The sequence below is a fragment of the Aquimarina sp. AU119 genome (genome assembly GCF_900312735.1).
Classification (GTDB): domain Bacteria; phylum Bacteroidota; class Bacteroidia; order Flavobacteriales; family Flavobacteriaceae; genus Aquimarina; species Aquimarina algiphila.
This window is the reverse complement of the sequence record NZ_OMPF01000014.1, coordinates 574,826-589,193: the sequence shown is the minus strand read 5'-3', so window position 1 is coordinate 589,193 and position 14,368 is coordinate 574,826. Positions and strand designations below refer to the sequence as shown.

The window sequence follows — 14,368 nt, the reverse complement described above, 5'->3', positions numbered from 1 at the left end:
TAAAATATAATGAACAAAATTTTACTTAATGAATGACGTAATTACTCACAATATAGAGGTAACTGGAGAAACTGAAGCTTTTAAAGTATCAATTGCTTTAAATTCTGAAAATGATGGAGTTTCTATATATACTATTAATTTTTCTGCAGATTCAGATTTTGAGCCCCATCCTATTACTTTACGATGGAAAATCCCTGCCATTAATATTAAAGGAGTCTGGAAACCCACCACAGATTTTGCAAAAAGAATTATGGATGACTGGGAACTGGATCATATGGAATCTAGAATCTCTGTTGATTCTCCTATTATTTCTCTTTTTAGCCATAAGGATACCAATGTACATACTTTTGCTTGTTCTGATGCCATACATACAACAGAACTCAATGCTTTGTATAGAGAAGAAGATAATTTTATCTATTGTCACATTTCATTTTTTACAGAAAGGCATCATAAAATAAAAAACTATCAGGCGCAATTACGAATTGACACACAAGAACAACATTTTTCTGAATCATTGATGAATGTTGGGCATTGGTGGAGTACTTTTGAAAATTTAAAACCTATCAAAACCCCTAACCTTGCAAAAGTACCAGTATATTCAACATGGTATCAATTTCATCAAAAATTAGACACTCAAATATTAATAGAAGAATGTAAAATTGCATCTGAATTAGGGTATGAATTAATAATTCTGGATGATGGCTGGCAAACCATTGATGAAAACAGGGGTTATGATTTTACTGGAGACTGGCAGCCTGAAAGAATTCCTGAGATGTCAGATTTTGTTGCCAACATTCATAAAACAGGAATGAAAATCGCGCTATGGTATTCTGTCCCTTTTTGTGGTAAAAAATCCAAAGCATATCAAAAATTTAAAGGTAAATTTCTTACCGAAGAACACCGATGGGCTCCTGTATTTGATCCTAGATATCCAGAAGTAAGAGAGCATCTTATTCATTTATACACCAGTGCACTTAATGATTGGAATATTGATGGCTTTAAACTCGATTTTATAGATGAATTTAAAGTATATCCCACCACCGTTTTAACCAAAGAAAATGGGAGAGATTATTCATCGGTTAACCTGGCAGTAGACCGTTTAATGACAGATATTATGGCGTCATTACATGCTATAAAACCAGAAGTAGTTATAGAGTTTAGACAAAAATATACTGGACCAGCTATGCGTAAATACGGTAATATGTTTAGAGCATTTGACTGCCCGGGAGACTCTGCAATGAACCGAGTTCGTATTACAGATATCAAAATGTTATGTGGAAAAACTGCAGTGCATAGCGATATGTTTACGTATCATCATGATGAACCCACAGAGATTAAAGCCTTACAAGTAGTGAATACACTTTTTGGTGTCCCTCAACTTTCTGTGCTTTTAAAAGAGGCGACAGAAGATGAATTATCAATGATTCGTTTTTATACTCAGTATTGGAAAGCAAATGCAGATACACTTTTAAACGGAGTTTTTACGCCTCAAAAACCATTGGCTAATTATCCAATACTTACATCTACTACTGAAGAACTAACGATTATCGGGTTGTTTGATAATTATGTTATAGATTTTGAAGAAAAATCGAATCGAATTGATATTATCAATGGACAAACTACTCCTAACATTGTTTTAAGTAGTACTAAAAATTTTGGATCCTATCATTGTATCATATATGACTGTTTAGGGCAAAAAATAAAAGAATATAATTTAATGATTCTTATAGGAGTTGTACAAATAAAAGTTCCTGTTTGTGGATTAGTAAGATTAGAAAAAAACAATGAAATTTAGTTTAACCATACTAATATCTCCAGGATACATTTGACAAATAATTGTATCTTTTAAAAAATATAGTAAGCATCTTTCTTTAGTTTAACTTTTAACATATACTATTTCATGGGAATACTTTCATTTATCGCATTTACTCTGGCTGTAGCAGTATACGCCTGGTGGAAAACTAAAGGAACTGATGAAAAATCTGCTGATGGTTACTATTTAGGTGGTCGAAGCTTAGGTGCTATCACCATAGCTGGTTCCTTACTTCTGACTAATCTTTCTGCAGAGCAAATAGTAGGACTTAATGGCCAAGCTTTTTCAGAAGGTATTCTTGTAATGGCCTGGGAAACTTTGGCTGCTATTGCCATGATCATCACTGCAGTATGGTTACTACCAAGTTATATGAAAGGAGGAATTACCACTATCCCAGAATATGTAGAAAAACGATTTGACCATCAGACCAAAGCTATTCTTACTGCACTATTTTTAAGTGGGTATGCTTTGGTATTGTTACCTTCTGTATTATACTCTGGTTCTTTAGCGTTTAGTACAATGTTCGACTTGCCAAGTTTAATGGGAATTTCGCAACGTGCTACCATATGGATTTGCGTGTGGACTATAGGTTTAATAGGAATGGTATATGCCATCTTTGGAGGATTAAAAGCCGTTGCCGTATCAGATTTGGTTAATGCAATAGGATTACTCACAGGAGGGTTATTAATTCCTTTTTTTGGATTAATGATGGTTGGAGATGGCTCTGTAATCGATGGTATTAATGCGCTCTGGGAAAATAATCCTGATAAATTTGAAGTACAAGGAGGCCCCACTGCATCAATTCCTTTTGGAACAATTTTTACGGGAATGATGCTTGTACAAATGTTTTATTGGGGAACCAATCAAGCTATTTTACAACGTGTTTTTGGCGCAAGAACTCTTAAAGAAGGACAAAAAGGGATGATTTTGGCCGCATTGATTAAGTTTTTAATCCCAATCATTGTAGTTCTTCCAGGTATTATTGCCTGGCATCTGTTTGATGGTAATTTAGCAAACCCTGATGAAGCATATCCTTCATTAGTGCGTAAAGTATTGCCTCCAGCTTTTGTAGGGTTCTTTGCTGCTGTACTTTTTGGAGCTGTTTTAAGTTCATTTAACAGTGTATTAAATAGTAGCGCTACTCTTTTTGGTTTTGATCTTTACAAACAATATTTTAAGAAGAATGCCAATGAGCTTCAGGCTGTAAAAGCCGGGAAGATTTTTGGAGTTATCGTAGGTGTTTTTGGAATGCTACTCGCCCCATTTATCCTTGACGCTCCAGATGGATTATTTGCAAGAATCCAAGAATTTAGCGGCTTTTATAGTATTCCTATTTTAACTGTTATCGTAATAGGTTTCTTTACGAAACGTGTTCCTCCGATTGCGGCAAAAATAGGAGTATTGTCAGGTTCTGCATTATATCTAATTAGTCAATTCGCAATTAAACCTATACTGGTCAAAAATGCATTAGCAAATGCAGCTGTCAATGGCATTACAGACGAGTCGGCTTTAAGCCTCATAGAAGCAGAAGCATACCCTCACTTTTTACATGTGATGGCTATCTTATTTGTCTTAAATATTGGTATCATGCTCATCATTGGAAAACTATACCCTAGAGAAACAGATTATGTACAGAAAATAACAGAAGACGTGGATGTTACTCCATGGAAATATGCTTTTATAACCGGTGCTGCGATTACCGTGCTTGTAATAAGCACCTATCTTATCTTTTAATTCAAAAACTTACTATACTATTGATTTTTAAGTTCTATTGCTTATCCCTAACTTTACGTCCGAATTGTAATACAACTTAACCTCAGAAAAAGAATGAAGAAGGGATTTTTAATTGACATGGATGGTGTCATTTATAATGGAAACGAACTTATAAAAGGAGCAGATGTCTTTATCAAAACATTACAGGATAGAGAAATACCGTTTCTATTTATGACAAACAATAGTCAACGATCACCGATAGACGCAGTAAATAAACTACTGGGTATGGGAATCTCGATTAAAGAAGAAAATGTGTATACCAGTGCTATGGCCACCGCTTGGTTTTTGAGTTTTATGAAACCTAATGGTACTGCTTATATTTTGGGTGAAGGCGGGTTAATTACAAGTCTGCATGAAAACGGATATTCTCTGGTAACTTCAGATCCGGATTATGTAGTTGTTGGAGAAGGTCGTAATTTCACTTTGGAAATGGCAAATAATGCTGTAGACATGATTTTATCTGGTGCCAGACTCATTGCTACAAATCTAGATCCATCTCCAAAGAAAAAAGGATGGTCCAACCTGGGAATTAAGTCTATCGTATCTATGATAGAAGAAGCTACTGGTAAACAAGCATTTAGTGTTGGAAAACCAAGCCCTGTAATGATGAGAGCTGCAAGAAAAAAATTAGGGTTAACTACCGATGAAACTATTGTGATTGGGGATACTATGGATACTGATATCTTAGGATCAATACAAATGGGGTATAATACTATATTAACACTATCCGGAGTTTCTAAAAAGAAGGATCTTGTAAATTATGCTTTTACGCCTGATATGATTATAGAATCTTTGGCAGAACTTGATGTCGATGAAGCGATACAAAAGTTTACTAAATAACTAAATACAGTAGAATTTGTTAATAGATATAAAAATGCCCCAAGTTTTTGGGGCATTTTCCATCTTATAAAACTATTATTAGCCTTAACTACTCAAAAGTATATCTGGTTCTTACTACTTGCGTTACTCTAAAATACCCATTAGCATAGTTCTCCCGGTTATCCAGATTAATACAATTTCCTTTTAAAGCAACAGGAGTTGCACTAAAAAGACCTACTCCTTCTGATTGTTCTATGAGTATAGTTATGTAGTTATAGTATGCTTCAGAAATACCATATAAATCAATATCTACAACATCTCCTGAAGTAAATTCTTCGGTATTGGTATCCTCATCTTCTTCCTTTTCATAATACCAACTAATTTCTCTTCCATTTGTAAATTCATCATCAAAATCTTCGAACTCTGCTAAAAGATCTCCTTCTTCTTTGAATCTAAAAAGATAAAAATTATCCTCATCAGCGGGGTCATCAAAAAATATATTCACTTCCAGAATCTCATCATCAAAACCATTTTCTGTGGACTGAGTAACCTCTTTGATATCTACTACTGGCATCAGTGTTTCTGTAGCGGTGTAGTTTTCACCATTATACACGACTTCTAAAGTATAGGATTGATTAAGTATAGGCACAAAATCTGTAGTGGTATACTCTCCATTATTTTGATCTGCAAAAATAAACTCGGCCCCATTTGTATCATTAGTGACTTTTACAGAAGCACCGGTAACACCAGTATCTGAGTTTGTATCAAAAAATGGAGTGGAGGTACTTAATTTTATAGTTTGATTATTTCCTGCAGTTCCCTTTTCCCAATCCAATGAAGCTTCGATAGTGAGTCTGGTGGGTGCTGTCTGTACGTCTACATCTATTACATCTTCACAGGATGTAAAGACGATAGCAAACAATGCTATTATGATTGTTAAATATGCTTTCATCTGTTTATCTTTTATCGTTTTTTTAGTCTTAAATACAATCTGCAAATACTTATTTTGGTTTGTATAATACCTGTATTTCATCACATTAAAATTTAAAGTTATACGTTATCGAAGGTACTATCCCAAAAATCGCTGTTCTTGTTGCTTCATTTGCTCCTGTTTCAACATTTTGACCAAAAGAGATTGAAGCTGCATTTTTCTGATTGTATACATTATAAATCCCAAAGACCCATTCTCCTTTCCATCTTTTATTGGGTTTTCTATTCGGTCTATATGTTGCAGAAATATCTAGTCTATGATATGCTGGTAAGCGATCAGAATTTCGATCAGCATAAGTAGCTATAGATAATCCTTCATATTCGAATTGACCATTAGGGTAGGTAACTGGTCTTCCGGTTTGAAAAACCAGATTGGTTCCAAAAGTCCACTTATCATTTAACTTATATGATCCGGTAAGTGAAACATCATGTGTTCTATCAAATGCAGTATTATACCAATCTCCATTATTGATACCAGGTCCACCAGCATTATCTCCAAGCGTTCGTTGCTCTGATTTTGATACTGTATATGCAAGCCATCCTGTGAAGTTACCTTCGTTTTTACGAAATAGTAACTCTAATCCGTAAGCTCTGGATTCTCCATTCAAAATTTCGGTTTCAATAGTATTATTTCCTATCAAATCAGAGCCATCTATATAATCGATTCTATTATCTGTAGTTTTATAATATGCTTCTACCTCCAAAGAATACATTTTATCTTTAAAATTTCTAAAATACCCTAATGCATATTGATCTGATAATTGAGGTTTTATATATTTTCCACTAGGAGTCCATACATCCAAAGGAGTAATCGCAGTTGTATTCGATAGCAAATGAATATATTGAGCAACCCTAGAGTAGCCCATTTTTACAGAGGAGTACTCATTTAATTGATATGCCAAAGAGGCTCTAGGTTCAAAATTACCAAAGCTTTTGATGCTTTCGCTTTTCTTAAAATCAGTTTCTCCTATTTCGGTCCCTCTTTCATATATTCCTAAAGCGGTATTATATACAACAGGTTGATTATTTGCATAGTCTACCAGTGCTTGCCCTCCTAATCTACTAAAAGCACTATATCTAACACCATATTGTACAGAGAGTTTATCACTGATTTTGTGTTCTGCATTTACATATACTCCACTCTCAACAGCTCTTTTCTGATCTAATGTTAACGGATTCACTGACGAACTTTCAGATGTTGGTTCTACTTGTCCCGGATCAAAGTCGTAATAGATACCACTTACTCCAAAATCTAATTTAAATTTATCACTTGCGTAGTACTTAAGGTCATACTTTGCATTATAATTATTAATCGAAGAAATCCATTCGAATTGTTCTATAGCAATATCTAAATCATAATCATACTTACTATATATAAGGGATAAGTTTGAAAATAATTTATCATTAAAAATATGATTCCATCTTAAGTTTCCCGAAACGTTTCCGTAGCTGGTTTTGAAATTATTTCCAAATTTGAAGGTATCTCTACCATAATATCCAGACAGGTATAGTTTATTGTTTTCGCTTATACTATAATTGGTTTTAAGATTTACATCATAAAACCCTACTGTATTTTTCTCTCCAGCTGCTTTTAAGATTAAATCTAAATACGAACCTCTACCTGCTACAAGAAAAGAACCTTTGTCATTAAACATCGGGCCTTCGGCAGCAATTCGACTAGAAATTACTCCTATTCCGCCAGTAAGAGCAAAGTTCTTGTTGTTTCCATCTTTTTGACGAACATCCAAAACAGAAGAGGTTCTACCTCCAAAACGAGCAGGAATCCCTCCTTTATATAATTTAATGTCCTTAATTGCATCTGCATTAAAGATGGAAAAAAACCCTAATAAATGAGAAGTATTATAAATTATAGCCTCATCAAGTAATACCAAATTTTGATCTGCCGCACCACCTCTTACATGAAACCCACTAGATCCTTCCCCATTATTAGTCACTCCGGGAAGCATCTGAATAGATTTTACAATATCAACTTCTCCTAATACCACAGGCATTTGTTTTACCGTCTTAATATTAAGTTTGGAGACACTCATTTCTGGTTTTCTGAGGCTTACACGCTCTGATTCTTCACTTTTGATGATAACCTCATCTAATTGCGTAGAAGATTCTGTAACCTCAAAATTTACTTTTTGATTTTTATCCAGTATAATTTCTTTACTCATATCTGTATATCCAACATAAGAAACCACCAATGTATAGTTTCCTTTTGGAGCTGTAATCGAGTAAAAACCATATTCATTGGTAATTACACCAATTGAGGTTCCTTTAAAAAAAACAGAGGCACCAAAAAGTGTTTCTCCATTATTAATATCCTTAATTGTACCACTTAAACTATAACTCTCTTGAGCATTCACAACTGTTGTATTTGCCAAAAGCATCGTAAGGCAACACATCATGAGGATGTAGGTCCTTGTTCTTTGATTTTTAAATTTGGAATTTCGAAGCATGTTCATTTGTTTTTACACTGTTTTAATTGATGAGATTCAATTTTTTTCTACAAATTGATAATTGAACCTTTTGGTAGTTTTTATACATCCATGGACAATTGAAAAAACAAAGGGTTGCTTCTTTAACAAATATTTATTCTAATCTTTTCTATTTTATTGGCACCGCCAAAGGGTATAATACCCCGAGGCTTGCCTCGAAATTAAAATTCAGTTCCATACGAATGCCCTTTGGGTTTACCCCGAGGATTATTTACTCAAAAAAAACCATAAAAAAAGGGGAGCTAAATAGCTCCCCTTTTTAGTAACTAACTCTTTTTTATTATTGTTTAAGAACTTTGGTTCTCGAAATAACTTTGTTAGCATTCATTACATTTAAAATATAATATCCAGAAGGTAAATCATTAATATTTATTGAGTTTTGACCCTCTTTTAGTTGTATCTCTTTCTGTAATAGTCCGATTGAATTAAAAATTGTAATCTTAGATCCATTAGATACTCCAGATATATTAACTATATCTATTACAGGGTTTGGAAAAACACTAATTCCATTTTTCTTTTTGCTAGCTAAACTTTGCAGTTTTGCTCCTTCATAGGTAATTACCAATTGTGGAGGAGTATTAGATGCATTCTCTTTTGATGCAAATGCAAAATCATTTCCTGAAGTTACATTAAGCACTAATGATAATGCATCTCCAGATATTGCCCCTTCATTAAGAGGTATTGTTTTTACATTACCTAATCCATAAGTAGAGTTTAGATTCCCTAATACAACTCCTGCAGATGGCTTATTAGTATTGGATAAATTCGCCTCTGTCCAGGTATTAGAACTTCCTTTATGTATATTAAGATTACCATTACCCGAATCAGAATTTACTTTAAATTTTAATTCTGCCTTAGTTATAGCACCGTTAATAGATGAAAGGTCAAACATCAAATATCCTGTTCTCTTATTTTGTTCTAGTCTAACCAATCCATTGTTATATCTTGTTGTTCCTTGTAAATACGCATCATGAATTGGTGATAACGTAATCGTTTGCTCTACAGGTGCTGCTATTTTGGTGGTCATGACTTTATCTATATTAAATAAATATCCAGATCCTCCTTTAAATGTCAATCTTATGGTTTTTTCTCCTGTAGAAAGTAAAACATTTACAGAATACTTTTTGTAATCATGCCATTGACTATTAACCGGTATATCTATAGAACCAACCACTGTTCCTGCTTCTACAATATCTATTGTTCCACCAACACCAGCACTTGATGCAAAAATATCTACAGTATATTCTCCACTAGATTGCACATTTGCATTATACTCTACATAATCGTTATTTTTAATAAACCCTAAATTTTTATCTGTCGTTCCAGGAGTGTTTTCTATTTTTACACCTCCTGACTTCGCGCTAAAACTTTCTGCTTCAAAATTTCCTGGAATATCAACAGTACTTGCCGGAGGCATCGTATTATCTTCTATTTCGATAATAACACTCGCCGAAGTAGTTGAAGCTCCTTTATCATCTGTTGCTTTTGCGGTGGCGTTGTAAGATCCTATATTAGGAATTGTTGTTGTAATCTCATAAGGAGCTGTTGTATCTTCACCAACCTTGTTCGTTCCTATATAAAACTCAACCTTAGCTACTGTACCATCACTATCAGATGCATTTGCACTAAGTGTAATGGTTTCTTCTTTACCAAAAGTTGTTCCGCTCGCTGGAGATGTCATCCCTACTTGTGGCTTAGCATTTTCTGATCCGGTGTTACAATCTACCAAAACTTCTGCTGGGCCATTACCTGTAGGTTTTGTATAAGTTTTAGACAATACAAACTTATCCATTTCAAATCCGTCTTCTCTTAAAGAAAATGAGATTGTATGCACTCCGGCAGATGGAATATCCAAATAGATTTTACGTTCTTCGCCACAGTGATTTGCTGCTGTACGTTGTTTACTTTCCCAAGTCCATTGATTTTTACCATTACACCACTGCATTCTATTTCCTGATGCAGGCCATGTACCATTAAGACCAACGTGTACTCCGTTATCTTCGGTACCAGTAGAATGAGCACGAACCCAAACAAAATATCTACCAGCACTTGTAAACTTCACTTTGTAATTTACAATGGTAAGTTGACCAGCCACATTGCTAAAGTTTTCACCAGCAATTAATGGATCACCATGTGTAACTCTTGTATCAGGTAAAATTTCTAAGTATCCACCACTACTAGCTCCACTAGCATGATTTGGATCAGGATCTGGGGTTGGAGTCCCTGTTGTACTACCTTCAAGAACATACCATTTTCTTTTACCTGTTTTTTCCTGGCTTGCAAAATGTTCTGCTTCTACAGCTACTACTCCGTTTTTCTCTAAAGCAACACAACCTTCTCCTCCGTCGGTATCTCCACCTCCGTCAGTACCTCCGCCCCCCTGGCAAATGAAATCGAGTGCTGTCCATCTACCACGAGAAAACGCTGTACCGTTTCCTTCAGGAATATTACCATTAGTATGCGAATTAAATTCTACTCTAATTTTCGCTCCTTTTTTAACTTCAATATCTTTAAAAGTAGTTCCTGATTCAGCATAATCTGTTGTAGTGGTAGGATTTTTAAATTCCCCTACTCTTACACCATCTACAGAAATTCTATAGGTAGATTCTCCATCAATCTCTGTAAGCGTTGTTAATTTGATATCATATTTACCTGTTTCACCATCAAAAGTTGATTCTGCAGCAGCGAACTTATCTTTATATTGTGAAGCATCTATTGCTACTGCATTTCTTACATTGTCTTTATATGCAGGAGAAAAACCAGTTACTGATAGTGTTGGAAAATCTGAAATTGACTTCATAGCAACCGTTCCACAATTTCCGCTTCCACCTGCATCTTCGCAATCAAGTTCGAAAATAAGTTTTGGCGCTGTTGCTCCTTCTTTAGAATAAAAAGATACATCGTTACCACCAGTTTGTTTTACAATCAAAGAAACAGTTTCACCAGGAGCGATTCCTGATAAATCCCATTGGTAAGATTGACCTACACTATATGTAGTATTAAGAGATCCTATTTTAGTTCCTTCAGCCGGTTTATTACTGTTAGAAAGGTTACCTTCTGTCCAGTTATTAGAACTTCCTTTAAAAATTTCTATTAGTCCATTACCATTATCTGTAGATACGGTAAGTTCTAATTTTACTCCGGTAACTTTTTCTGTAGTTGAAGGTGCCGTAAATTTAATATAAGAAACTCTATTTCCACTTTCTACTCTAAGATCTGCAGTATTAAATCTAGTGCTTCCTTGTAAATAAGCATCCTGAGACGATGTAGTTGTTTTTGTGTTGTCACAAGTGCCTCCACCACCGTTTCCATTTCCATCTTTACTAGTAATTAGTGCTACCCAGTCATTATTATCAGGAGCAACCAAATTACTTCCTAAGGTTGTTTTAGCAGTTAGGTTACCTCCACTACGTGGGTTATACCACTGTACATCATATTTATTATTTCCTGCGGGTAAGCTTAATCCTGTAGACCCACCATTTGGTCTGTAAACAGCATATATTTTTCCTGCGTTTGCAAGAACATAATCGTTTCCATCTCCTGTTACACCATCTGAAGAGGTCATTTTTACCATATCTTTCTGCAGGTACTTATTAAAAAAGTTAAGAGCGTATCCTCCTTCTTTATATTTATTTCCTCTTTTACGATGATCGTTTCCGTTTATATCACCATCATTATTTGTATAACCACTATAGTATTCTACACCAGTTCCTCCAGCCATAAGTGTACCCCACAAGACTTTGTGTCTTACCTCTTTATCAGAAACTCTAATTCCAGTTGAAGCCGGACCTTGTTCATCGTTAGCTACAACCCATTTTCTACCTGCATTACGAGATTTTTCTAACCATCGTTTAACATCGTTATGTACTTTATTCTTATCTGTTTGAATAGAAGCACCGGTTAAGACAGAGCTATTACCTAGTAAAGGGTTATATCTTTGATCTTGTTGGTTAGGATACGTATGAATTACAATATTATGATCATATGGATCTACATCCTTAATGTATGATGCTGTAGCCTTTGCTACATTATCCTTAAGAGTAGTCTCTTCTGTAAGATTCCAATTAAGTGCTAAATGATGACTAAACCTAGCAATTAACTCTCGGTAGTATAATTTTCTTTCTCTACCAAAATTATCGCCATCCATTTTATTATCATTTTCTGTTTCCATGGTTTTAAAATGAAGATATATACCTTTTTTATCTGCATACTCCATCATTTTTTCCCATTGGGCCAATTTGGACACATCAAAACGATCATGATGTACTTTATTCCACTGTTGTGCTCTTCCTGTATTTCCATATTCTTGCTCAGAAACTTTTAAAACATGAGGAAAAACAGCTCCTCCATCTCCACTTGTATTCCAAGTTAAGAAAGAGACTACATTTGCTCCTTGAGAAGAAAGGTAATTAATCATACCCAAAATCTCTGTTCCTTTATCATTACTCCATGTATACGAACTTGCATCTGCAGCTACATAATCTTTTTGATGAGGCTGCCATGTTTTACTACCAATTTTATTAAGGTTATTGTTATAACTTGGTGTAGCATCAAAATCTACATAGTTAAGTGCATTTTCTGGAGAATCAGCTCCTGCTTTCACAAACCAAGGTCCGTTGGGACTTGCAGGGTTTGTACCCGAGTATCTAAGGTAATGTTCTCCTACATATTGTAATCTTCCTTTATCTTTTGCTCTGTGATCTCTTCCTGATTTATCAGACTCTGTTACATTAAAAGAACCGCTCGCTCCATCCATAAATCCAGCACTTGATCCACCACCATTTATGGCGACGTTGACTCCAGATTTAAATGATGCTGACCAATTCCAAGTTCCTGTTTGTTCAGGAGCAAAATGTACTCTCCATTTATTACCTGAAGAACAGCTATTGTTTTCTGCATTACCACAAGCTGCAAAATACCCCGGTACCGTATAACTTCTATTACTGGTTTGATGTGTAAATGTTACTTCTAACCTAAAATCTGAAAAAGGATTTGGGTTTGCGGTCTCAGAGGTATTGGGGCCGTTAAAAGTCAGACTGACCTTATGCCATCTTTTTAATTCTCCTTCGGGGGTTTGAGCCTTTGTTACTAGCCCAAAAAGGAAAAATACAATTAAAAAATTGAGTTTTGTAAGTTTCATGATTAAAATGGTTTTGTGTTTGGTTTTTGAGTTAATATTTATAAACGTTATTCTTAATTATTTAGTCCTTTGCGTAGTATGTGATGAAATCGGTATTAACATAATTTAACAAGTAAAAAACAACAAAACTGTAGGAATTAAACATACTAATAATACTTGATTATGTATTGTATAAATTACCATCTGACTTTTAAAAAATAGAATTCGTTATATCTGGATTATTATTTGATTGTCGGATTAAATAATAAATTCTATTATCACTCCATCAGGGGATCAGGAGTTCTCTTTTATTGTTTTATTTTAACATTTATTTAACTCGTCATATAAGCTTAATCATCTGATAATCCTGCTTTTTATCATTTTGTCTAATTTGGGTAAAATATAAGAGAGAGGTTTTTCACCTCTCTCTTTATTATAAAATAGATTAAACACTTCTTTAAGATAATCCTTAAAAAGTCGACTTCAAAAAAACTATCTATTAATCAATATCTTACTTTGATATTTTCTTTTTGATACTCTATCAAAAGTTTCTAATATATATAGTCCAGAAGTTAATTCTTCAACAGATATCTTTGCTTCTAATTGCTGTTGTCTATTTTGTATGTTTTTAACTTTAACCACATTACCAACCAAATCAAATATTGCGATTCTAACATCTATTACATTATTTCTGCTTTTAGCTTCGATGTTATTATCGATAGATACGGTAATATGACTTGATGCTGGGTTAGGGCTTACTACAATATTAGATTTATCCTGCAAAGAAGTAGTGCTAACACCTCCACAATCAGGAGTTATAGGAGTTGTACTGAAATAAATAGTAAATCCTCCTGTTTTGGAAACTAACACAAAATTACCCGAATCTTCTGTCGCCCAATACTCTCCATCTAATCCTGTAAAGCCAGAACCTGTAATCGTAAGTGATGGTTGTGCTGCATTAAACGTTTGCGTCACTTTGGGTAAGAAATCATTATACCAGCTTGGAGTACCATTATTGGTATTCATAGAGAATTGGTACAATCCATTATTGGCAAGATCCCAATTGATCGTTAAATTAGTAACATTATCAAGGCTTGGACCTCCATTACCTAAAACAAATATATGTTCGTATTTACTATTAAGAGCGGGTAATGCATTGGCTAATGGTGCTCCAAAAGAACAATCTCCTCCTGTAGTAACAGGGTTTCTTACAACCTCTATACTATTAGAAAGATCAAATGTTCCTGATAAACCTGAAATATTTTCATTAGCTGTAAGGCCAGTAATTGTTCCATTATAACTTACGCTATAAATAAAACAACTTCCTACGCCTGCACCATCAAAATCTAC

At 34.4% G+C, this 14,368-nt stretch carries 7 protein-coding genes; 3 read left to right on the top strand and 4 right to left on the bottom strand.

Annotated elements, in window-relative coordinates; genetic code table 11:
- The first annotated feature begins 28 nt into the window (after positions 1-28).
- From DK442_RS13320 to DK442_RS13310, 3 genes are all read left to right on the top strand, one after another.
- Positions 29-1,795: a glycoside hydrolase family 36 protein gene (locus DK442_RS13320; protein ID WP_109436362.1), complete on the top strand. Its 1,767-nt coding sequence runs from the start codon at positions 29-31 to the stop codon at positions 1,793-1,795.
- A 105-nt stretch (positions 1,796-1,900) separates the two neighbouring features.
- Positions 1,901-3,547 (top strand): solute:sodium symporter family transporter, encoded by a 1,647-nt coding sequence (locus DK442_RS13315; RefSeq protein ID WP_109436361.1) that lies wholly within the window; start codon positions 1,901-1,903, stop codon positions 3,545-3,547.
- Positions 3,548-3,640: 93 nt separating this feature from the next.
- Positions 3,641-4,426, top strand: a complete 786-nt coding sequence (locus DK442_RS13310; protein WP_109436360.1) for an HAD-IIA family hydrolase — start codon at positions 3,641-3,643, stop codon at positions 4,424-4,426.
- A gap of 88 nt (positions 4,427-4,514) precedes the next feature.
- On the opposite strand, the gene DK442_RS13305 is transcribed toward DK442_RS13310, so the two are convergent.
- The 4 genes from DK442_RS13305 to DK442_RS13290 form a co-directional block, all read right to left on the bottom strand.
- Complete coding sequence (locus DK442_RS13305) at positions 4,515-5,357, bottom strand: DUF4249 family protein (protein WP_109436466.1); 843 nt, start codon at positions 5,355-5,357, stop codon at positions 4,515-4,517.
- Between the two features lie 85 nt (positions 5,358-5,442).
- Positions 5,443-7,809, bottom strand: coding sequence for a TonB-dependent receptor (locus DK442_RS13300; RefSeq protein WP_109436359.1), 2,367 nt, complete (start codon positions 7,807-7,809; stop codon positions 5,443-5,445).
- A 370-nt stretch (positions 7,810-8,179) separates the two neighbouring features.
- Entirely contained in the window at positions 8,180-13,039 is a 4,860-nt protein-coding gene (locus DK442_RS13295; RefSeq protein ID WP_109436358.1) for a carbohydrate-binding protein, read from the bottom strand.
- A gap of 471 nt (positions 13,040-13,510) precedes the next feature.
- A partial coding sequence (locus DK442_RS13290) for a T9SS type A sorting domain-containing protein (RefSeq protein ID WP_160114170.1) occupies positions 13,511-14,368 on the bottom strand: 858 nt, incomplete at its 5' end.